Here is a 23,060-nt window from a genome sequence, read left to right as displayed (position 1 = left end):
GGTCCATCAACCGCGACCGCATCGACCGTGAAATGGAGGGTTGCCTGCTGGGCATTGCCGCCAGAGATACCGTCGTCACCACTGAAGTCTACCCCCTTGGTGCATCCATCAACCAGGAAAGCATGACATTTGGACCCCTGTTGATCAGCGATGAGGAATTTATTTATGGCACCATCACCGATGACAGTCCCTCTGCCATCCACCTTGATCAACCCTATGCCCCATCGCGGCAATTTTTTAAGGCTCAAAAAACGGAGGAAGACTGGCAGGGAAACAGGACAACGGAGGCCCCCTTTACCAATGCCGAACTTTTTGACACGGGCAGAGGTACCTTTTCGGTGGATATGCAGCGCTTCTACAGCACGCAGTGTTTTATCGACCATAAGGGGAAACGCATTTGTCATATTTATGTGTCCCATTTGACAGAGGGCACATGGAGTGCCCCTCAGGCGCTCGACAAGAACGTGAATCACCCACGTTACACCTCTGCTCAACCGGCGGTGGGAACACTGTTCAACACATCCATGGAAGTTCTGTATTTTGTGTCGGACCGACCGGGCGGTGCCGGGGGAATGGACATTTGGTTTTCGGTCTATAACAAACGCAATGAGCAGTATAAGAAGGCTGAAAATGCCGGGGTGTTTATCAATACCTCCGGCGATGAAGTCACGCCATTTTTCGACCTGCCCTCCACCGCCTCTATTTCAGCTCGAATGGATGGCCCGCTTATGGGGGATTTGACATATTTTACGCTTCGGGCAGCATGGTCACATGGGATCCTCCTGTGAATATTGGCGTGCCCGTCAACTCCTCCTTCGACGACCTGGACTATGTCAAAAACTGGTCGGGACAATTTGGCCTCTTCGTCACCAACCGTCCAAAAACAGGAAGGGTGACTGCCGGCACGTCTCCGGACCATATTTTTGCCTTTAAAGAAACCGAATCGCCACGGGTGTTAATTACCGGTCAGCTGATTAAGGAAGACCGTTTTGCAGAAGAATTGTTGGATAAAAGATTGGTCAGACCAATGCTGGCCGACAGTCTCAAAGATGTGCTGAGCCACAAAACCGTCTCCATTGAGATGATTAAAAACTCTGAATCATCGGTATTTCTGCATGAGGTGACCACCAACGAAGATGGGCGCTTTGAAGTCTGGGTAGATCCCGGCATGGATTACAAAATAAGCGTGGCCGACACCTCGCTATTGGAAAGAAGCTTTTCGGTTTCCACCAGGAATATGGATGACGAAAAAACGGTGGAAATGGAAACGGTTTCATTGAATACCATCCCGCAAAAAGCCATTGTCATTGACAATATTTACTATGAGTTTGACCGGACAGAGCTCACCCAGGAGGCCAAAGCCGCCCTGGACACCACCTTGTATGAAACCCTGATAAAATATCCGCACATACAGGTAGAAATTTCGGCCCATACCGACAACAAAGGAAATGCTTCCTATAATCAGCGCTTGTCTGAACAACGGGCCGCCAATGTGGTTAAACACCTGGTGGCTGCAGGGATATCACGCAGCCGCTTAAGTGCCAAAGGGTATGGACAAGACAGGCCCATTGCCCCGAACCAGCATCCCGATGGCAGTGATAACCCGGAAGGACGACAACAAAACAGACGTACAGAATTCACCATTTTAAGCATGGACTAAAAAAAAAATAAACCCTATATTGGATTCTGAACCTACTAAACCCGGCAAAAACAGTTGATGCCAGATAAAAAGACAAATATGATTAAGATACCTTTCCTTCTCACGTTTCTTTTCACGCTGCTGTCCGGACAAGAGGCAGCTGGCTATGATTCGTTGGTAAATAACCCCATCCGGAAAAAGATCATTATCAAAGGGGATCAATTTTATCCGCCCTACGAGTTTATCAATGAAAAGGGAGAACCCGACGGATTTAATGTGGAGTTGTTTCGGGAATTGGCCAAAGAGTTGAATCTGGATTATGAACTCTATCTGGAACCCTGGATACAAGTGCGTAACGAACTTGAAAGAGGGGATATTGATGGGGTGACCGGCATGTTGATTTCTTCAGAAAGGGCCCAGCACATAGAATTTGGTCTGCCCCACAGTGTCATGACTCAGGGAATATTTTCCCGAAAGGATGCCAAAATTAAGAATCTGGAGGACCTGAGAGGCCTGGAGGTGATTGTTCAGGAGGGAGATATTATGCATGACTACCTGCTTAAAAACCCGCTCACTGAGCATATTATTGCAGTGCCGGATTTATTGGCAGGGCTCCGACTGCTGGAGAACGGGCAGCACGATGCGGCTCTGATGGGCAATTTTCAGGGGGCCTACTTATTGGACAAACATCAGATAAAAAATGTAGTACTTAAATCATCAGATATTGAGCCTCAGAGATACGCCATGGCGACCAAAAAAGGCGCCGATGAGCTCATCTGGACCTTAAACATGGGCCTCTATCAGCTGAAAACCAATGGAACTTATGACCGACTTTACAACAAGTGGTTTGGCATTTATGAGCAAGGATACCAATATAAAAGACTGGAGCCCTATTTTTTCGGACTGGTTTTGTTTGTGCTGATACTGAGTATCTTTCTCTTGCTTTTGCGCCGCCAGGTCAAAAGAACCATCCAAAAACTTTCGGCCAGTGAAAGTCGCTTCAGAACCATCTCCGATTTATCTCCGGTGGGCATGGGCATTATCCACAAAGAAACCTTTGTGGAAGTAAGTCGTCGCCTAAGCGATATTACCGGCTATGGCCAGGAAGAACTCATCGGCCAGCATGTGAGCATCCTACATTTTTCCAAGGCCGATTTTTATCGGGTACACAATAACCTATTGGAACAACTGGCCAGCAAGGGCTTCGGTTCGTGCGAAGACCAGCTAAGAAAAAAGGATGGCCAGGGCATTGAGGTCATCATCACCTCAGGCAGAATTGAAAACGATGCCAATTTGGACCATTTTATTTTCACCTGTACCGATATCACCTTCCAAAAATCGGCCCAACAGGAAATCAATATTACCAATGAGCGACTGCGCATTCAGCTGGAAAACTCACCTTTGGCAGTGATTGAAACAGACGAGAACCTCAACATTAAAACCTGGTCGCCTCAGGCGGAGCATTTTTTTGGATGGAGCAGAGATGAGGTCATGGGAAAAAATGTGCGCCAATATCCCCGCGTAGAAAAAGGAGAAGAAATTGTGGTCGAAAATGTGTTGCGAAGGCTGGTCAACGGCTCCCAAAAACGCAATGTCTCCATCAACCAAAACTACGCCAAAGATGGGTCCGTTCTATATTGTGAATGGTACAATTCGGCCATGTACGACAAAAATGGCCGATTCATGTCCTTGTTTTCCATGGTGAACAATGTCACCGATTTAAGAGCGGCAGAGCGCAAAAATCAGCTGGACCAACAACGTCTCTACTGGACCATCGATGCCGCTAAAATAGGCATTTGGGAATGGAATATTCCCTCCGGTCACATCCAGTTCAATGGCAATTATGCCGCCATTCTGGGCTACCAGTCAGATGAGCTCCCTCCCCACCTCGACACCTGGAAAACCCTGACGCACCCGGATGACCTCGCCAAGGCCGTTGAACTCATCGACCAGCACTTTAAAAACCCCGAAATAGTTTTTGAAATCGAAATCAGAATGCGGCATAAAAAAGGTCACTGGGTAACAGTTCTGGACAGAGGCAGTGTTATTTCTCGCACGGCAGAAGGGCAGCCTTTATTGATGGTGGGGACCCATACCGATATCTCGATGACCAAGGCCGTTCAGAAACAGGTGGAGCAAAATGAAATACGGCTCAACAGCATGGTCTCCCTGATGCAGAAAGCCACGGTGGGCGTTCAGGATTTGTTGGACTTTGCTTTGGAGGAGGCCTTGCAACTCACCGAAAGTCAGATAGGCTACATTTACACCTTTGATGAAAGCACCCAAAGGTTTGAAATGGCAACCTGCTCCAATAACGTTATGGAACAATGCGATATTCCCCCAAGAGATTGCGTCGAATTATCGGATGCCGGGATATGGGGAGAGGCCGTCCGCCAACGCAAGCCCGTTGTTCTCAACAATTTTGAGGAGCAAAACCCACTTAAAAAGGGCTATCCCGAAGGACATGTGCCCATCCGGAAGTTCATGACCGTCCCGGTTATCAGCAACGACCAGGTAGTTATGGTGATGGGCTTGGCCAACAAGGAGGTCGATTACACCCATTCAGACATCCTTCAATTATCTGTTTTGATGGATACCATTTGGCGCATGATCGAAAAAAAGAAGTCGGACACCCAGCTCAAAAAACTTTCTGTGGCCACCGAGCAAAGCCCGGCCTCCATAATTATCACCGACATGGACGGCAGAATTGAATTTGCCAACGATCGCTTTATTTCAACGACGGGCTATTCATTTGAGGAGCTCAGAGGACATGTGCTGAGAGTTTTGAGGCCCGCCCATACACCGGAGCCCGCCTTCAGTGAGCTTTGGAACACCATTAAAAGCGGTCGAAACTGGAAAGGGGAACACCAAAACAAACGTAAATCAGGCGAGTTATACTGGGAAGCCGTGAATATTTCTTCCATCAAAAACGGAGAGGAAGCAATCACCAACTACGTGGTAGTGAGCGAAGACATCAGCAGAGAAAAGGCGTTGAAGCAAGAGCTCATCGCCGCCAAAGAGAAGGCAGAAGAAAATGACAATCTGAAAACCGCCTTTCTCAACAACTTATCACATGAGGTGAGGACCCCCATGAATGCCATCGTGGGTTTTTCAGAGTTTCTCACAGATGAGGATATTGCGGCCGACAAGCGGGCCATTTATGCCAAAACAATACTTAAAAGCAGTACGCAATTGCTCAACCTGATGGAGAACATCATCAATATGGCCATCATCGAAAGCGGTCAGGTCAAAATCAACAAAACCAAGGTCAGCATCAACCAATTGCTCAACGATGTCTACAACCAGATTTCGGTCTCTACCCCCAAAAAAGACATCACGCTAAGGGTGAATTCCATGATTTCGAAAGTGAACGATGAAGTGATGATGGATCAGACCAAGGTGGTTCAAATACTCTTTAACCTGTTGGGCAATGCCTTTAAGTTCACCGAAAAAGGACTGATTCAATTTGGCTGTAAAATAGATAATGCTCAGTTGGTCTTTCATGTAGAAGATACGGGCATTGGCTTTCCTGAGGAAAAAAGAGAACTTCTGTATGAAAAGTTCCGACAGGGAAGCAATAGTCTGACAGGCTTAAATGATGGCATGGGACTGGGGCTTTCCATCTCCAAATCGTACATCGACCTCATGGGGGGCAGCATTCAACTCACGTCCTCACTCAAACAAGGGACACGTATAGAGTTTACCGTACCCTACCAACCGGTCATTACTGTTCATAATGAACCCATTGAGGCCTCCAAAATGCGTTTAAAACCCAACACCACCATTCTGGTTGCAGATGACGTTGAAGTCAACCATCTGATTATCTTGGAAATGCTGGAAGACCACGACCTGACGATTTTCTATGCCCGAAATGGTGAAGAGGCCATAGAAATGGTCAAAAATCACCCGGAGATCAATTTGATTCTCATGGACATTAAAATGCCTGTTATGGATGGTTATAAGGCCACGATAGAAATCAAGAAAATAAAACCGGAACTGCCCATCATTGCCCAAACGGCTTATGCTTTGGCAGGAGATAAGGAGAAAGCCCTGGAGGCGGGTTGTGATGACTATATTTCCAAGCCCATAAAAAAAGAGGCATTGATACAAATACTTAGGAAGCACTTGTAAAAGCCATTCAGGAAAAAGGTCTAAAACGGGGAAAAAGCATGCGTATGAAGGAGAAAGCATTAGAGTCCATAGTATCTATATTTGCATTGGTGGCAGTTTTCAAACCCGGGAAAGGGTACACATTAATTTCCAACATATTGGAGGTATACCTTTCGCTGCTTTTTACCAAACCCACTACGGAACATTATTTGGATATATTTCAGCAAAAATTAAGGGCGTATGTGACCTTCAAAAACAAGCATGCCGAAGATTTTGAAAACTTTTTCAAATCAGAACTGGATGCCCATTGCTACATTTTAAGTAGAGAGGTGACTCTGGAAAACCGCGTATTGGTATTGATTTACCTGATTGAATACGTGCCCTACATGTCGGGCAAAACCTCCCTTTTCATATCCAGCACCTCTTATAACCTGATAAACACCATTGCTCAGCGATTGGAGATTCCTGAGTCCGATTTTAAAGATGCGGTTTCGTTTAGCGCCGAAAATTATCAAAAAATCAGCGAGCAGAATGCCTTATTTGTCATTACCGACAATGACGCTTTAAAAATACCGGGCGTAAAAATACTCGTGGATGAAGAATTGGATGGACAATTGATTTTTGTAAAAATACAATCACTGGACACCATTCTTTTTAAAGTCAGCGGAGAAGCTTATTTCGAAATCAACGATCGAAAGCTATATAAACGGCGCACCTACATTCTAAACAAAGGGGCGGTTATACATACAGATAAGGGCAAACATTTCTATTACAATGATGTTTCGAGAGCCCTCACACCCAATGACAACATTCAACCCCTGGCCTTAAAAGCAGAAAACATCACCTTTCGTTTTAAAAACGGTATTTACGGCATTCAACCCATGAGTTTCACTTGCCAATCGGGAGAAATTACCGCCATCATGGGCGGCAGCGGATCGGGCAAAACCACACTGATGAATCTTTTAATTGGTGCCCGTCAGCCCAATTCCGGCCAGATTACCTTGAATGGTGTGGATGTCTTTAAAAACCCGAAGATGGTTAAGGGACACATCGGCTATGTGCCACAGGACGATGCCCTCATTGAAGAGCTCACGGCCTTCGAAAATCTCTACTTTATAGCAGGCTTATCGTCCAAGGACTTGTCGCGTGACGCCAAAATCCAAAAAGTTGAAAAACTGCTCAAAGAATTACATCTGGAAAAAATCCGGGATTTAAAGGTGGGTAATCCGCTCGACAAAGTCATAAGCGGCGGACAGCGCAAGCGGCTCAATATAGCCATTGAACTGATAAGGGATCCGGGTATTTTGTTTTTGGACGAACCCACATCGGGGCTTTCATCGGCCGATTCTGAAAACATCATGCAAATACTCAAGAATTCGGCCAGCATGGGAAGAATGGTTATTCTTAACATTCATCAACCCTCCAGCGACATTTTTAAGTTGTTCGACAAGCTGCTGTTTATCGGTCAGGGCGGATATGCCGTCTATTACGGACCCGCCATGCAAATCCCCTCCTATCTCAAAAACGCTTTAAAGTTGGCCGATGCCCATGAAAATGAATGTCAGACCTGCGGCAATCTGAACCCCGATGATATCTTTCACTTGGTTCAAACCCGACAAATTGCCAATCGGGAGCGGAAAGAGACCAAACGCATTTTCTCACCCGAAAGATGGCACCGGCGTTTTTTGCGCTTTTCTGCCAGGAACAACTCAGAGACAGACGGCCATAAAATCAATGTGCTTCAGCCACTTCCCGTTCGATCACCCGGTCGACCGCAACAATATTTGATTTATTCCTTGCGGAACGTATTGACCAAATTCGCGGATTATCCCTACCTGATATTATCACTTCTTTTACCACCTGTTTTAGGATTATTGTTGAGTGTTTTTGCCAGATACGTGGCGCCCTTTGCGGATTCTTACAGCTACTATGAAAATGACAACATACCTCCCTATATTTTCATGAGTGTGATTGTGGCCATGTTTGTGGGCATCATGAGTGGTTCGGGAGAAATCATCAAAGAACGTAAAACGCTTCAGCGGGAATCCTTTCTGAACCTGAGTTACGGGGCCTTCATATTTGCCAAACTGACTTATCTGATGGTTCTTTCAGGCATCCAGATGATCACTTACGTATTGATCAGTCAATGGGTCTTACAAATACCATCGGGCATCGATCATTTGTTCATTATTTTATGGTCAACTACGATATCTGCCAGTATAATCGGCCTGGTGTTGTCGTCCATTTTCAAAACCATGGCTTCGGTTTATGTCTCCATTCCCTTTGTGCTCATCCCCCAAATACTTTTCTCAGGCGCCGTCATTGATTTCAACAAAATCAACCCGGTATTTGCTTCCGACAAATACGTGCCCGCCATCAGTGAACTCATGGCTTCCAGATGGGTTTATGAAGTGATATCGGTGAGCCTGTTTATGGACAGTGAGTTCTCGAAAGAATTCTATCAACAAGAAAAATCCCTCAACCGTACGGCCTACACCAGAAATTTCCTGCTGCCTGAAATGGAAAAATCTTTCTTCGGGCAATCCTGGAGCACCACCCATTATCTGACCAAAGATTCTGCCCAATTCGACCTCGTGGTGGATGGCATTGAAAAGGTGGGTAAAGCTCTAAAGGAAGATTTTTCCACACTCTACGAAAATGGCGTGATTGAGGGAAATGCCTTTAACCATTTTGTTGGCGATGTGCGTTCCAGATTAATGGACATTCATGATACCCACCTGATGCAAAAGGACAGTCTGATTGCCGATATGGGCAGTGATGCCTACAACCAACTGCGGTACACCACCAATAAAAAACTCATGCAGCTGCTCACGGATGAAGCCAACGTTGAGAAAGTGAGAATAAGTGACAGCGAATTTATCCGAAAAATGACGCCCATTTATTACGTTTCGGACCACCCGGCGGGCCGTTCCCATTTGTATGCGCCTGCCAAAAGAATTGGAGAGATGCAGGTGTCCACCTATGCCTTCAATGTGATGGTTATATGGCTGATGAGTTTGATCTTGCTCATCTATGTGGTACTTAAACGCCCCTCCATTTGATTTACAGTTTCCTCAACAGTTTAATAATAACGGTGTGGTCCACGGGCTTCACCAAATAATCGGCAAAACCTTCATTCATGCATCTTTGCTTTTCTTCCGCAATAAAATAGGCGGTTTGGGCAATGACCGGCACCATCGCATTTATGCGCTTCAGGGCATGAATCAATTCAAAAGCGTCCATATCGGACAACCGGACATCGGCAATAATCAAATCGATGTCGCGCACTTCAAATAACAAATCAATGGCAGCTGTTCCATCGACAGCATGTAATAATTTCACATTATACTGCTTTAAGAGCTGAATAACACTGTCTGTAGGCAAACCGTACTGAACCACCAGCACCTTGCCGGGTTCAGCGACATCCGTTACCGGGGTACCTTTATCCGCGTTTTCACCCAACTGAAGCGGAACGGATAAAAGGAATTTGCTTCCTTTCCCCACTTCTGATTCTAACTCAATACTGGCACCCATTACATCTGACAAGCCTTTGGCGATACTCAATCCCAGCCCCAATCCGCCATACAAGACATTTTCAGAATCATTGTAGGTCATAAAGGGTTGAAAAATCTGATATTTACTCAACTTTTTGATACCGATACCGGTATCATGTACCCAAAAAGAAAGATGTCCGTTACCAGAATATCCCGCACCCACTTCTATCCATCCCTGCTGCGTGAATTTAACGGCATTATCGACCAATAAGTGAAGAACTTCCCTGATTTTATCCGGATCGCTGTAAATCTTTTCAGGTAGTACCTCTTTATCTACCCTGATATGCACTTCAATCAACTGTTTGGAAGCCATTTTCAACTTCTCCCTCAAATAGGACTCTATTTCGTGAACCAGTGGCAGTGGCTCCATCCATTGTTTGTGTACGGTAACCTGTCCATTCTCCAAACGGGCAATCTCCACCAAACCATCCAATATAGACAGCAGATTATCGCCACTTCGCCGTATTAAATCCAAATAGTATCTCTGTATTTCAGATATCTCATCCTGCTCAAGCAACTCCACAAATCCCATGATTCCGTTCATGGGGGTGCGGACTTCATGCGAGAGGTTGGATAAGAACAGGGTTTTCAGGCGATTGCTCTCATCCACCACATTTTGTTGGTTGTAAAGGGTCTCCTCGTAACTGCGGCGTACACTTACATCCCGGGTAATGCGCACCACCACCTCCACTCTTCCGGAGTGATCCGTCACCGGATAAAAAACGGAAGAGAACCACCTGTTTTCCAAATGCGGTAATTGAAAGTCTATGGATTGGACGACATCACCTTCGAGGGCTTCACTGACCTGTTGGATGACATCCATGTCCCCGAATTGCCGTTTCAGGTCGTGAATGGAAGCCGATGACTCTTCGGCAGCATTCCATTTAAGCCATTCCCGCATGGTGGGATTACAATAAATACATCTCAGTTCCGGGCTAATCAGCAGGACGCCGTCCGGAAACTTATTGAGCATCCGGTAAAGCAAAGAGGACTGCAGCCCTTCTGAATCTATGGTTTGGGGCTGTTCACTAATCACGATCATGACATAGGGCCGGGCTCCTGTGTTCAAATACCTGGACTTAAGAAGCAGATGTCGGTTAACTGACCCGGTTTCCACCTCCACGGCTAAATGGAGCTGTGACGTCTCTGTATACACATGATTTAAAAATTGATGGAAGGCCTCCTGGTTATCACCAACAATATGGCGCCATAATCCTTCAGGGGTGACCATCATGCTATTTAACCCTAGCAAATGTAAGGCGGAGCGATTAATATTCTCTATCAGACCGGTTTGGCCCATTGCGTTTAATTGACGAATAATGACACCATCGCCAATTCCATCAAAAACCTCCCTGAATTTTAGTTGTTGAGATCGCAACCTGTAAGCCTCTTCGGCCACTTTTTGTTCAAGAACTCTGTTTTTATTAATAAAAACCGCCTGCTCCTCCTGGTAATGCTTATGCTGAGATATGTTATCCACAAGGAGCAACATCAAGTCTTGCTGACCTGAGCTGTCAGGCAATAGGTTGGCCTTTAAAAAATACCATTGGTCCTTAATCTTCAATTCCTTTTTATTTTTCCCCTTTTCCCGGGTCTTCTTAAAAAAATGCTGCAGCATCTGCTTATCCCTGCCATGGGCACTCCATTCGTAAATGGAATCTCCGGGGACTTCTGTCATCTTTTTACCTGACCATAATCTTTCTTTGCCAAAGGCCTGGAGAACCACCATCTCTCTATCCAACAAAAGAACATTTAAACCCGAATGCTGCGACAGGGCAAAGTTCATTAAGCGGTTTCTTTTGCGCAAAAGCTTTATCAGATTGTTTTGTTTACGAATTTGTCGGTAAATCAGAAAAAACAAAAGCACAGCTGTAATCGACACATAAACAAAGCCCTTAATGGTCTGAAACAGAAGCATCGTTTCCTGACTCGTAATAAAGGGCACCGGTATTCGGTCGGAAACCCAGATCCAAACAATACCCGACACCAAATAGATCAAGGAGATCACCAGCGCAGGCTTCCAACTCTTTTTTAGAACACTGAATGGCATAAGAATACAAGCTTTTATAAAACGCAATAAGTGTGAAAGATAATAAAAATTGCCATGAATCAGCAACAACCTTTTATCAACCTTGCACGTATTATCAAGTGTTGACAAAAACAATACAGAAACGATATGGACGGGGAGCAAGTAGCAATACAGGTACTATCAGCCATCAATCAACCGCTTATACTCATAGGTGAAAGCTATCAGATTTTATTCATCAATGATAGCGGAAAAGCCCGATTAAAATTGGATCATACCAAAAAATACGACGTTTCGCTGGGCAACTTGTTGCAGTGTGACAACGCCCTTAGTCTGGGCGCCTGCAGCACCACCATTTTCTGTACGCAGTGCAGATTCCATCAGGTGATTGATAAGGTACTGGAAACCAATCAACCCCTGCACAACCAGGTAGGTACCGTTTACACCCCAAGCTCTCCGGAGGAAATTCACTGGCGCGTCCATTTCAGCGCGCATCCGGTAAATGCCGGTCAGCCCTCTGTCTTACTAACCCTTCACTCCCTGTCCAAAGAAAACGACTTTAACAGCCATTCTTCTTTTCATGCCCTCCTGAAGGAGCATGGCATTTATACAAAATTGACGGACCATATTCCCGGCAGCGAAGCCAGCTTCCACTCCATCCTCAAACACACCACCGATGGCATTATCATACTCAACAAGGATTGTAAAATAAGCCAATGGAACAGGCAGTTGCTGAACATTCTGGAAATTGATCCCGAAAAAGATAAGGGCTTTAATCTGGAGGACCTGCTATCTATCACCTCTCTTTCGGAAGGCCGGTTTTCACTCAAGGAATGGACGGACATTAAAAAAAAATGTGGTTCGCACCACGCTCTGGAGGGAGCTTTGACGACGGCCCAGAACAATCAGGCATGGGTCAGCATGGAAATATTTCCCATCAACAACTCAGGGAAGGAATTCAACGGCGCCCTTTTGGTTCTGAAAGATTTATCGGACGAGCAAAAATCCAGAGACCAAATCGAATTGAACCGCTTTGCCCTGGAATACTCGCCCTCTGAGTTTTACTACATCAATACTGAAGGCAAAATACTATACGCCAACAAATTGGCACGGGAAAACTCCGGATCCGCCACTGGACATCAATACATTTTCGACATCAACACTTCCATCAACCTGGAATGGTGGCAAAAAATGATAAAGGTGGTAGAGGAGGAAGAATTTATGCAATTTGAGGCCTTGCATAAAAAAAGGGATGGTACCTTTCATCCGGTATTGTCCCATCTTTTTATGCCGGACATCACGCATAAAAGTCTGTTTTGTTACTATTGCAACGACATTACCCCACAAAAGCAAGTGGAAGCCTCCCTGGTAAAGGAATCCAGATACAATCAAAATCTGGCCGAAATCAGCAAGGAACTCACCGTCCACAACAAACTCTATTCGGTGGAATTGCTGGTTCGCCAGTACGCCATGCAAATAACCGATAGCGTATTTGCCTTTCTGGCCTATCGGGACCCCTTAACCCAGCAATTAAAAACGACGGTCTATACCGACCCGCCTAAGGATTACAGCGACCAAATCATGGTCATTGAGTCACATATTGCGGAATACTACAATCAACCAGGCCGCTTTGATTCTGACGAGGATCAGACCCGGTATGCCGACATGCTGCTTAATAACAGTTCCGACTTTAAAATTAAGGGAAAGTCCCTACAATCCTTCCTACCCTACGAACGAATAGCTACAGCTGGGATATTCTTCAACAGCACTTACAAGGGCATCCTTTTGGTGGCCGGTCGCCCCACCGATTATGCGGAAGATGATCGGGATCACTTAAAAAACCTGGCCAATCTCTTTGCCCTGGCCATTAACCGGATACAGGAAAATTCGAAACTGGTGGAAACCCTTGACCAGCTGGAACTGGCCATGGAGATAGCCGATATCTTCACCTATGACATACGGCCACCCCAAAATGAGATTACCACCAGCTCGCAATGGGTCAGGACGGTGGACAGCAAGGTTTCTAAGGACAAGCTATCGATCACCGAATTTAAAGCCAAAATACATCCCGATGATCTGGACCCCATCCTAACAGCCATCGAGGAACACCGGAACAGCAACTCCCCCAATTTTAAGATATCGGGGCGTTTGAAAGTCAGGGGTAACCAATACAGGTGGTATGAAGGAACGGGCCGTATTATGCAATTGACCCACAGTGGAGACATTGAGCGAATCATAGGTATGGCCATCGACACCACCGAGCAGGAAGAACTCAACCAGGCCCTCAAAAAATCCCACGAGGAAGCGGTGGCTGCCAACAAAGCCAAAAGTGCTTTTCTGGCACGCATCAGTCACGAATTCAGAACCCCCCTGAATGCCATTATTGGGTTTACCGATGTGCTCGACAGAAGTTTAAGCGATCCGGTGCAAAAAGACTACCTGTCAAGCATCAAAAAGAGCGGTCAGAACCTCTTGGGACTTATCACAGATATTCTTGATTACTCGAAAATTGAATCCGGAAAAATCACCCTGAAACTGGCACCGGCCAATCTCTCACAACTCATCAGAGAAACACAGCAAATGTTTATGCCGGCGGTAAAAAGCAAAAATCTGGTGTTCAATGTAGAAATGGATGAACAACTACCTGAATATTTGATGCTGGATGAGTTACAACTCCGTCAAATACTGATTAATTTACTGGGCAATGCCATTAAGTTTACCGAAAGAGGATCGGTTGATTTGTATGTCAAGAGTCAGGCCACCCATAAAGACAGCGCCCATATTACTTTTAGGGTAACAGATACGGGCATAGGCATCAAACCGGACTCCCAAAAAATCATTTTCGAAGATTTTACCCAACAGGAAGACCAGGACAACCGGCGCTATGGCGGCACAGGTCTGGGCCTGGGCATTGTCAAAAGCATTGTTCAGTTGATGGGCGGAAAGATAGACCTGGAGAGTTCGCCCGGTGCAGGAAGTGCCTTCACCATCTCCTTGTTTAACTGCCAAATTGTGCACCAGTCGCCCCCCCGCCAACCAGCTCTTTCTGAACAAGGCATCCGAAAGGATGCGGCAAAAAGAACCAGGGCTGACCACCCTCAGGCCATTAAAGCCGATTGTCGGGCAGATTGTCAAAAATTACTGAAAGATCATTGGCGCATGTTTAAGCACCGCCCATCCTTTAGTACCCTACCAAAAGTAACGGCCATCATGGAAGAAATAGCCAGCCATCACAACGATGATGCACTTAAAGCCTATGCTTTACGTATTCAAAAAACAGTAAATACTTTTGATGTGGAAGAGCTGCACCGGTGCATGGAGGAAGTTGAACAATACACTGGCATTTCAGGTTAATGCAAGTAAAACTAAACATTTTTCGATCGTTTACGTAAATGAACGATAACACAAGTATCAAAAAAGAGTAATACATTTAAATATCCAAGCATGAGTCAGGGACGCCTATTGATTATTGACGACAACCCAAAAAACATACAGGTTGCCGCATCCATACTCAAGCAGTCTGATTACGAAGTGGAGTTTTCATTGGATGGCGCTTCCGGCTTAAGCTGGCTGGAGAGTTCGTCCTTTGATCTGGTGTTAATGGATGTGATGATGCCGGATGAAGATGGCTTTGCCATCTGTCGCTTAATTAAATCCAATCCTTTATTAAAAAGCATTCCCGTTATTTTTGTCACTGCCAAAGCAGACCGCGAAAGTGTGGTTCAGGGTTTTGAAGCCGGCGGTGAAGATTATATCACCAAGCCCTACGATTCAAGAGAATTACTGGTCAGGGTCAAAAACCAGATTGAACTCAAAACCAACCGGGAATTGTTGGAAGAGATGAATAAAAATCTGGAAAACCTGGTAGAAGAGAAAACCGTAAAACTGTCCAAAGCCAACGAGAACCTGGAAAAAACCAACCAGGAGTTAATGGCACGTAATGAGGAGCTCAAAAGAATTGAAGCCTCCAAGCAGCATTTTCTGAACATCCTTGGAAACGAGGTATCGGGATCCCTCAATGAAGTAACCGCCATGCTGCAGGTGATCAAATACAAAGTGGATTCGAAAAAAGTGGCTCAATTGGTGGATCGCATAGACCACTCCTTATCCAAAATTGAAACCTTTGTCAACGCGGCCCTCCGCATAACAGAGCTTCAGTCGCATGGCTCTCTGCTCAAACCGGAACGCATTGATATCGGCAAGCTAATTGGTTTTGCCATGTTTCAACTGGATGAAAAAATACGCCGCAAGCAAATTGTATTGAACAACCTCAGCAGCGGGCAGACCCAATTCATTACCGGTGAAAGTCAATTGCTGATGGCAGCGCTGATCATCATCCTTGATTTTTTTCTGGAACGAAATTTGCCTGAGGCCTTGTTAAGTATTGAAATTGAAAACAAAGCCAATGGGATTTCCATCCTGTTTAAGGATGATGGACCACAGGTTTCAGAACAGGAAATCAATGCCTACTTTGACACCTTTTTCACCGGCAGCCAGTCGCTCAACTTCGCCCGGATGATTGCTGAGGCCCATTTGGGGAAATTAACCCTAAGCAATCTGAGCAGCGACAAGGGGATCCTTTTGGATTTTGGCTTGTACGTAGAATAGTTTTGATAGAATAAATTTAGAATGAACAATATGGACCATTTTTTCAACAATACTAAAAGCATGAAAAGCGCACGAAAAATTTTGACACTTTTTGCCACCACCATGACCCTTGCTGCGAGCTCTTTCAACGTGAGCGCTCAGGACATCAGTGTTTCTCAGGAAGAAATGGTGGTTGAGTATTACGCCATTCCATCGCCCGACGAGATACTCTCTTACATTCATAACAATGAAATTGGCTATACACGGTCGCTGCTGACCGACCCCACAAAAAGCAACCTTTACCAGACCTCCACCGACCGCCTGCTGTCTTTTGGCTTCTATATGGCCGACATGGCCTACTCGGCCAGTTTTGAGCAATCCGGAACGGCCCTGAGGTATTTTGAGGTAACGGAAACCATTGGCAAAAACATCAACCTCTTCCCCCCTGAGATTCAGAACATCGGTGAGCGGCTCATGAATAACATGAACCGCATGGATTCCATCAACGAAATATACGATGAATTGTACTTATTGGTGATAGCCAACCTGCATGATACCGATCGCTTTGGGGAATATGCCCTCATTTCGGCCGGAGGCTTTATTGAGAGCATGTACCTGGCCTTGAATTCCAACGGATCCAAAATCAAGGAAGATGAATTTGGCATGCGGGTATGGGACCAGAAAATGATTCTTGACCAGCTCAACAACATGTTTAATAAATATCTGAATGAAACCCAGAAAAAGCAACTATTGGGTGATTTTGAAGGTCTCAATGCGGCCTTTAGTGAATACAGCACATCGGAGGCATCTGAAAGAACATCCGAAAAGCGCAGCGACGGAGCCGTGGTCATTGGCAGTAACTCAACAGAGCCATCCACCTCCAACCCCATTGACAAGATTCATAAGGAAGTGAACAAGTTGCGTGACAAGTGGGTTAAAAAATAACCGCTACCCTATCCATTAATTTAAGTCCAAATCGTATGTACAACACATATATAAAAATTTTATTGCTGACCATTTTAGGAACGCTTTTCAGTCTCCAAAGCACCACGCCCAAAGCTGCAGAGGCTATGAAAAGCGATGCGATTCTGCGCCCAAACACTTTGAAGCCAGTTCGCTGTCCCGCTCCATAACCATGCGCAAAGCCCGAAAAACAATCATTCATCAAACCTTCTACGGCAATCGGGAGTATTTCATCTCCGTGTGTGGCAAAAAGCGCCTGGGAAACATTCATTTCCGTCTGATTGCCGATGATGAGAGTCAAACCGTGCTGTACGACAACGCCATCGAAAACTTTCAGGAAACCCAGCTATTTGTGATTCAAAACACCATGAAAGTGAAGATAGAACTCTCAGCCCCACACTACTTCGACGATCAGAATTCTGAGTGTGCCGGTGTACAGGTACACTATAACCGAAATGACCCATAAAATTACTTTTAAAAATAGGGCTGAAAAGTTACGGAGTTAGGCATTTTTTCCTATATTTGCACCCCGAAAACGGTCTGGTCCGGTAGCTCAGTTGGATAGAGCAACAGCCTTCTAAGCTGTGGGTCGTGGGTTCGAATCCCGCCCGGATCACTTTTCACAACCCCATATATCACCAAGCCCCTGTAAATCGAATGATTTACAGGGGCTTTTGTTTATTAATATAAGGTGTCTGACTATTTCAGCTGATCCACTCCTTTGGTTGTCATCCGCACCGGCACATACATGCCGTTTTCATCAAACTCCAGTTTATCGATGCACAAACTCCGGCTGTGGCTGCCGCCATCGGTCTGGATACCTCCGTTGTGGTAGATGAAATACCACTCCCCTTTGTATTCCAGAATCGACTGATGATTGGTGTTACTGTTGCCGGCAATTTCATTGATAACTCCCTTGTAGGTGTATGGTCCCTCCGGTTTGTCGCTGATGGCATAGGCAATGCGCTCCGGAAAGCCTATGGCAAAAGACAGGAAGTAAGTATCCTCTTTTTTATGAATCCAGGGCGCCTCGGTAAAAGGGAACTCCATTTCACCTTCAATATCCACCATTTTAACGCCATATTCTTCATCATAAGAAACCATATCCTCGTTGAGCTTTACCACCCAACAGGCCCCGTTTCCCCAATAAAGCCATGCCTGTCCGTCATCATCAATAAAGACCGAAGGGTCGATGGTTCTCCAGCTGTGGCTTTGTCCGTAACTGTCCTCATTGGTCAACAGAGGTTTCCCAATTGCATCTTTATACGGACCTTCGGGTCGGTCAGACACCCCCACCCCAATACCGGTTGTCTGTGAACTCGTGTACCAGTAGAACTTTCCATCGCGCTCAATCACCTGACTGGCCCAGGCCGCATTTGGTTCGCCCCATGAAAAATCCGTTGCCCTCAATGGTATCGGATATTCCCAGAAGTTCTTCATATCGGTGGTGGCAAAAACGCACCAGTTTAAAATATTGTATCCTCTCTGTCCCCCTTCAAAGTCTTCTCCGGTAAAAATAAACAGGGTATCGTTGTGCACCAAAGCGGCTGGGTCGGCCGTATATTTGTGCGTAACCACCGGATTCCCGGTCGCCTTCCATCGATACAATATTTTTCCGTCGACATCTGCATCCGTGCTTACATCGCTTTCAACAGTATGAGCTACCTCAGGGGTAACCTGCTGGGCCTGGACTGCGGTAAAAAACAGCAGCATCCAGAAAACAATGGATTTTCTCATTACTCTATATTTTTAAAATTTACAATTAATCCTTTTTATCCCAATAGGCCGCCAAGGCATCGGCTTCCTTTTGGGTCAGATGAATCACTGCTCCATGCTTGGGGGTTGTAAAATTGGTTATCTTCATGACCCCGTCATTAAAATGACCCAAATCTTCGAAGGACTCAAAATCAGCCGTTTCAACAAAGCCAAAATTATGTGGTTGGATGCTATAGATATCATACATAAGCACCCATTTGTCTTCTCCAATTCGTTTCCAGACATTGGGCGCCTCGCAGGATCCACTTTCAAAATCTACCCATCCATCCTCATAGATGTAATCACGGTTAATTTTATCCGAGAAGGCCATTCTAATGCCTATTGGATTCTCCTGGGCTACATACATCATACAAAATCGCCCATCGGGCAGGGGCGTAATATCTGCATCCAAAATCTGAATTTCAGGATTGGGGTATTCAAATAAAATTTCAGGTTCCGATACCAATTGGGTAAAATCATCATCCGTATAGGCATAATACAGCTTGGTTAGGCCGTGCCCTATGCGCATGGTAAAATAAAGCATCATTTTATCTTCTACCGGATCATAAATGGTTTGGGGTGCCCAGGCACAACCCACATCCAGTTTGGGAAAAGCCTCTTCGATATAAACCCGGTTGTGCGTCCAGTTTATCAGATCGTAGGATTTCATTAAAACGAAGCCCCTGTTGTTGCCCCAGTCATATTCTTCGTGTGGCCGTTCCCAGCGTGTATCCCGATAACCTTCCTGCATACCAAAAATATGCAGGTCTGTCATCGCTATATAAAATGCGCCATCCGGACCGCGTGTAATGTGCGGATCGCGTATCCCTTTCTGGCCGGCAATGGTATCTCCGGCCACAACCGGCTCTCCGTTATTCACCGCTGTGAAAGTATAGCCATCTTCACTCAGCGCCATGTGTAAACTGTGCGTCGGATCATGGAAGTACACCAACAGATAGGCTGCCATATCCTCCTCTTTCGGCACGGAGGAATTCGCGCACCCATTAAAAATAAAGGCCATCAGCAAACCCGCCATAACCCATAACCGCCCTTTTAACTCAAATTTCATTTCCATTTTCTTTAAAAGATTCAACTCCGAATTTACGCCAACAAAATAATCATTTTAGCGGTAAAAAATACTTTTAAAAACATTGAACGTCTATCAAAGCGTCTAAATTTGTATCAATTTGTCCAATTAAATGACACAGAAAGCAAAAATACAACTTAATCAAAACTAATTCCAGTCAACAAAATCAACCATTGCATGTTACCTTTTTCAAAATCAATGTCTTTTCCGTATCAATGAATCATCTGATAATGAGAACTCCATGAAAAATGTAAACATGAATTTATTTGACCATCAGGTTGACAAAACCAAGAATTGGCTGCCCAAAGACGGGACCGTTTACTATTATGGAAAAGTGTTTGGTACGCATGAAGCCAATCACTACCTGAACGCCTTGTTAACCACCATTGATTGGCGCCATGATGAAGCCATCATTTTCGGAAAGAAAATCATAACCAAGCGCAAGGTAGCATGGTATGGCGAAAAGCCATTTGAATACACCTACTCAAAAGTCACCAAAAAAGCACTTCCCTGGACGGACGAGTTGTTTCAATTAAAAAAGGTCATTGAAAAAGAATGCGGTGAAACCTTTAATTCTTGCTTACTCAACCTCTATCACAGCGGTGAAGAGGGCATGGCATGGCACAGCGACGGAGAAAAAGACCTTAAAAAGGATGGAGCCATTGCTTCACTCAGTTTTGGCGCCGAACGAAAATTCGCCTTCAAACACAAAGAGACCAAAGAAACAGTTTCCCTCATTCTGGAACACGGCAGTCTCCTCGTAATGAAAGATACCACCCAAACCAACTGGCTACATCGCCTCCCTCCCACCACACTCGTCACCACACCAAGAGTAAACCTGACCTTCAGAACCATCATTCAAAAAGGGTTATAATGAACCATCCATAATTATCAAACTTTCATGGTTTTCCATTTGCCCTTTGTAAACAACCACAAGGTAAAAAGGCCGACGGATGTTTCAGAAATGAATACGGCCCGGAATACGCCTGAATGTTGCCATTCAAAATGTATGGCCAACAGGTACGCCAGCGGGATCTGTATCAGCCAAAAAAATACAAGGTTGATTTTGGTCGGCGTTTTAGTGTCTCCGGAACCGTTAAAAGCCTGAGTGGATACCATCCACCAACCGTAAACAAAAAAGGAGTAGGAAAGAATCCTGATCCATTCTCCCCCAATACTTATCACTCGGGCATCATCCGTAAAAATCCGCATGAGGGCTTCGTTATAAAAGTAATAAACAAAGGAAACACTGATCAGAAAAATCATATTGTAAAAACCAATTTTCCAGACAGAAGATTCTGCCCTGTCGGGTCGGCCTGCTCCCAGATTTTGCCCTACCAGAGTTGCGGCAGCATTGGATAAGCCCCAGGCAGGCATCATCGTAAACATCATTACCCGGAGAGCTATGGTGGCACCAGCCACCGCCTCGCTTCCCACATTGGCAAGGATGCGCATCAAAAAAATCCAAGAAGTCATCCCTACAACCATTTGCCCGATGCCACCTATGGAGGTGCGCAAAATATTCACCATCACTTTTACATTCACATGCAAATGGGATACATACACCCTTATTTTCTTACCTCCTTTAAAAAGCACCCAGAGCTGTATCAACACACCTATCCCCCTACCAATGGTTGTGGCAATTGCTGCACCTTCTATCCCCATCGCCGGTATAAAGCCCCAGCCAAAAATCAACAAGGGGTCGAGTAGGATATTTATGCCGTTGGCAATCCACAACACCCGCATGGCAATGGCAGCATCTCCGGCACCACGAAAAATGGCATTGATGACAAAAAGGAAAACGATAACCGCGTTTCCGCCCAGCATCCATTGAGTGTACCTGAAACCTTCCTCAATCACCCAGGTATCACCTCCCATAAGTGCCAACAGTTATTTTGAAAAGAATATGCCACCCACCGCAAAGGGTAAGGAAACCATAAAAGCTATAATTAAGGATTGAACGGCAGATGCGCCGGCATCTTCTGTTCGCTTTTCACCTACTCTGCGGGCAATGATAGCGGTGACAGCCACGGCCAAACCCATGGCAACGGAATAGAGCAAAAACAAGAAGGTTTCAGTAAGTCCCACCGTTGCTACTGCCGATGCTCCCAGTTTGCCAACAAAATAGATGTCCACCACCGCAAATGTTGACTCCATAACCACCTCCAGTATCATGGGGACAGCCAGTAGGAAGATCGCGCGACGAAGGCCTATTTTGGTATAATCAGCATCGGTGCCACGGAGGGCGTTTTTCAATTCTTGCCAGATGGTGGGTTTAATAATCAATTCACTTGGTGGTTCTTCCCGGTTCATATTTTAGGTAAAATTTAAGATCGTAAAACACTACTCAGCATAACATCGCAAGAAAGTGATGATTTTTGCAGATAAAATAATTCCATTAACCAAATGTATGGCCTTATTCATTACAAAAAAAGGGGATATCATGACAAAAATGAGGAGAACAAGCTGGTAAACAATAAAAGAAACTTTGGATGCTAAAAAAGAAATCGCATAACATGTATTTCCCTGTTGATTTCGCTATATTTGTGTAAATGTCGAAAAATGAATAGAATGATTAAATAGAATACCCGGAATCTTTGGCCAATTCACTAAAATTGAGCGGAAAGGATTTTGAAGCAGAAATAAAAACCAGCTCAATGGTAAAACTTTTTGAATTGGGAAAAGTCTCATCCGGGGTTGCTGCAAAGATATCGCGAATGCCTAAAGTCGTATCAAAACCTGAAAAGCAAAATTCTAAAAAAGCAGGAGAGATCTGATTCCTTTAGAAACACAATTTCCCTCCTGCATTTTATTCTTTAACTATCCTTTTTTGATTTCAAGGGACATCATCCATTGTACCCCGAATTTGTCAATGACCATGGCGAACAGGTCGCCCCAAAACTCTTCTTTCAATTCACTGACAATTTGCCCCTCCTGGCTTAACTGTTGATACAGATCATTGATTTCCTCTTCACTGCTACAGTCAAGGTTAAGCTGGACCGTGTTTCCTTGCGTACGAGGTCCTTGACCACACATATCAGAAGCCATAATTGAGAATTCTTCATTTCTCAAAGAGGCATGTAAAATTTGATTGTGAGTTTCTATCGGAAATTCCTCTTTGGCCGGAGATTCGCCCACGACCATTAATTCGAGTTCCCCACCGAAGATGGACTGATAAAATTGCATCGCTTCTTTGCAATTGTCTTCAAAATGCAAATAGGGTTGAATCGCTTTTTTCATGTCTTTCTATTTACAAGATCGTTTAAATCAAAAATATCTCTGTAAACTTACAGGAGTTTTTTGTCTTGTTCAATAGCGGAATGCGTGAAAAATGACACA

The 23,060-nt window shown here is 45.0% G+C and carries 14 protein-coding genes, 1 tRNA gene and 1 pseudogene; 11 read left to right on the top strand and 5 right to left on the bottom strand.

Annotated elements, in window-relative coordinates:
- Window positions 1-32 precede the first annotated feature (32 nt).
- The 4 genes from JCM15548_RS04265 (at window position 33) to JCM15548_RS04250 (ending at window position 8,811) form a co-directional block, all read left to right on the top strand.
- Window positions 33-788: a hypothetical protein gene (locus tag JCM15548_RS04265; protein WP_062122603.1), complete on the top strand. Its 756-nt coding sequence runs from the start codon at window positions 33-35 to the stop codon at window positions 786-788.
- On the top strand, window positions 764-1,660 hold the full coding sequence (locus tag JCM15548_RS04260) for an OmpA family protein (protein WP_062122602.1): 897 nt from the start codon (window positions 764-766) through the stop codon (window positions 1,658-1,660). Before JCM15548_RS04265 ends, JCM15548_RS04260 begins: the two co-directional genes overlap by 25 nt.
- Before the next feature lie 78 nt (window positions 1,661-1,738).
- Entirely contained in the window at window positions 1,739-5,770 is a 4,032-nt protein-coding gene (locus JCM15548_RS04255; protein ID WP_062122601.1) for a PAS domain S-box protein, read from the top strand.
- 44 nt (window positions 5,771-5,814) lie between these two features.
- The gene (locus JCM15548_RS04250) at window positions 5,815-8,811 is read left to right on the top strand and encodes an ATP-binding cassette domain-containing protein (protein ID WP_062122600.1); all 2,997 of its coding nucleotides are present in this window, start codon (window positions 5,815-5,817) and stop codon (window positions 8,809-8,811) included.
- A gap of 1 nt (window position 8,812) precedes the next feature.
- Here the strand turns inward: JCM15548_RS04250 and JCM15548_RS04245 are convergent, their stop codons facing one another.
- The gene (locus tag JCM15548_RS04245; protein ID WP_062122599.1) at window positions 8,813-11,353 is read right to left on the bottom strand and encodes an ATP-binding protein; all 2,541 of its coding nucleotides are present in this window, start codon (window positions 11,351-11,353) and stop codon (window positions 8,813-8,815) included.
- Window positions 11,354-11,479: 126 nt separating this feature from the next.
- Here JCM15548_RS04245 and JCM15548_RS04240 point away from each other — a divergent pair, with 126 nt between their 5' ends.
- From JCM15548_RS04240 to JCM15548_RS04215, 5 genes are all read left to right on the top strand, one after another.
- Window positions 11,480-14,683: an ATP-binding protein gene (locus JCM15548_RS04240; RefSeq protein WP_062122597.1), complete on the top strand. Its 3,204-nt coding sequence runs from the start codon at window positions 11,480-11,482 to the stop codon at window positions 14,681-14,683.
- 90 nt (window positions 14,684-14,773) lie between these two features.
- Complete coding sequence (locus JCM15548_RS04235) at window positions 14,774-15,937, top strand: hybrid sensor histidine kinase/response regulator (protein ID WP_062122595.1); 1,164 nt, start codon at window positions 14,774-14,776, stop codon at window positions 15,935-15,937.
- Between the two features lie 60 nt (window positions 15,938-15,997).
- Entirely contained in the window at window positions 15,998-16,861 is an 864-nt protein-coding gene (locus JCM15548_RS04230; protein ID WP_157482402.1) for a hypothetical protein, read from the top strand.
- 190 nt (window positions 16,862-17,051) lie between these two features.
- The gene (locus tag JCM15548_RS04220; RefSeq protein WP_062122589.1) at window positions 17,052-17,345 is read left to right on the top strand and encodes a hypothetical protein; all 294 of its coding nucleotides are present in this window, start codon (window positions 17,052-17,054) and stop codon (window positions 17,343-17,345) included.
- A 76-nt stretch (window positions 17,346-17,421) separates the two neighbouring features.
- Window positions 17,422-17,495, top strand: a tRNA-Arg gene (locus JCM15548_RS04215).
- A gap of 83 nt (window positions 17,496-17,578) precedes the next feature.
- Here the strand turns inward: JCM15548_RS04215 and JCM15548_RS04210 are convergent.
- Window positions 17,579-18,616, bottom strand: a complete 1,038-nt coding sequence (locus JCM15548_RS04210; RefSeq protein WP_227625461.1) for a glycoside hydrolase family 43 protein — start codon at window positions 18,614-18,616, stop codon at window positions 17,579-17,581.
- A 25-nt stretch (window positions 18,617-18,641) separates the two neighbouring features.
- Window positions 18,642-19,703 carry a glycoside hydrolase family 43 protein gene (locus JCM15548_RS04205; protein ID WP_175577323.1) on the bottom strand — a complete coding sequence of 354 codons (1,062 nt, stop codon included), beginning with the start codon at window positions 19,701-19,703 and terminating at the stop codon, window positions 18,642-18,644.
- A gap of 259 nt (window positions 19,704-19,962) precedes the next feature.
- Between JCM15548_RS04205 and JCM15548_RS04200 the strand changes: the two genes are divergently transcribed.
- Window positions 19,963-20,595, top strand: coding sequence for an alpha-ketoglutarate-dependent dioxygenase AlkB family protein (locus JCM15548_RS04200; protein ID WP_227625460.1), 633 nt, complete (start codon window positions 19,963-19,965; stop codon window positions 20,593-20,595).
- 17 nt (window positions 20,596-20,612) lie between these two features.
- On the opposite strand, the pseudogene JCM15548_RS04195 reads toward JCM15548_RS04200, so the two are convergent.
- Window positions 20,613-21,896, bottom strand: a pseudogene (locus JCM15548_RS04195) (MATE family efflux transporter).
- A gap of 404 nt (window positions 21,897-22,300) precedes the next feature.
- On the opposite strand from JCM15548_RS04195, the gene JCM15548_RS20975 reads away from it, so the two are divergent.
- Entirely contained in the window at window positions 22,301-22,498 is a 198-nt protein-coding gene (locus tag JCM15548_RS20975; RefSeq protein ID WP_083984962.1) for a UPF0175 family protein, read from the top strand.
- 43 nt (window positions 22,499-22,541) lie between these two features.
- On the opposite strand, the gene JCM15548_RS04190 is transcribed toward JCM15548_RS20975, so the two are convergent.
- On the bottom strand, window positions 22,542-22,961 hold the full coding sequence (locus tag JCM15548_RS04190) for a VOC family protein (protein WP_062122585.1): 420 nt from the start codon (window positions 22,959-22,961) through the stop codon (window positions 22,542-22,544).
- Window positions 22,962-23,060: the final 99 nt, after the last annotated feature.

The sequence above is a fragment of the Geofilum rubicundum JCM 15548 genome (assembly GCF_000974365.1).
Classification (GTDB): Bacteria; Bacteroidota; Bacteroidia; order Bacteroidales; family Marinilabiliaceae; genus Geofilum; species Geofilum rubicundum.
Note: the sequence above shows the minus strand (reverse complement) of the source record. Positions and strands in the feature narration are given on the sequence as shown.

What these genes read in the sequence shown, in the direction of transcription:
- JCM15548_RS04250 (WP_062122600.1), top strand. Translation starts at nt 5,815, where the DNA reads ATGAAGGAGAAAGCATTAGAGTCCATAGTATCTATATTTGCATTGGTG.
- JCM15548_RS04240 (WP_062122597.1), top strand. Translation starts at nt 11,480, where the DNA reads ATGGACGGGGAGCAAGTAGCAATACAGGTACTATCAGCCATCAATCAA.
- JCM15548_RS04255 (WP_062122601.1), top strand. Translation starts at nt 1,739, where the DNA reads ATGATTAAGATACCTTTCCTTCTCACGTTTCTTTTCACGCTGCTGTCC.
- JCM15548_RS04210 (WP_227625461.1), bottom strand. Translation starts at nt 18,616, where the DNA reads ATGAGAAAATCCATTGTTTTCTGGATGCTGCTGTTTTTTACCGCAGTC.
- JCM15548_RS04220 (WP_062122589.1), top strand. Translation starts at nt 17,052, where the DNA reads ATGCGCAAAGCCCGAAAAACAATCATTCATCAAACCTTCTACGGCAAT.
- JCM15548_RS04190 (WP_062122585.1), bottom strand. Translation starts at nt 22,961, where the DNA reads ATGAAAAAAGCGATTCAACCCTATTTGCATTTTGAAGACAATTGCAAA.
- JCM15548_RS04245 (WP_062122599.1), bottom strand. Translation starts at nt 11,353, where the DNA reads ATGCCATTCAGTGTTCTAAAAAAGAGTTGGAAGCCTGCGCTGGTGATC.
- JCM15548_RS04230 (WP_157482402.1), top strand. Translation starts at nt 15,998, where the DNA reads ATGAAAAGCGCACGAAAAATTTTGACACTTTTTGCCACCACCATGACC.
- JCM15548_RS04265 (WP_062122603.1), top strand. Translation starts at nt 33, where the DNA reads ATGGAGGGTTGCCTGCTGGGCATTGCCGCCAGAGATACCGTCGTCACC.
- JCM15548_RS04200 (WP_227625460.1), top strand. Translation starts at nt 19,963, where the DNA reads ATGAAAAATGTAAACATGAATTTATTTGACCATCAGGTTGACAAAACC.
- JCM15548_RS04260 (WP_062122602.1), top strand. Translation starts at nt 764, where the DNA reads ATGGTCACATGGGATCCTCCTGTGAATATTGGCGTGCCCGTCAACTCC.
- JCM15548_RS04235 (WP_062122595.1), top strand. Translation starts at nt 14,774, where the DNA reads ATGAGTCAGGGACGCCTATTGATTATTGACGACAACCCAAAAAACATA.
- JCM15548_RS04205 (WP_175577323.1), bottom strand. Translation starts at nt 19,703, where the DNA reads ATGAAATTTGAGTTAAAAGGGCGGTTATGGGTTATGGCGGGTTTGCTG.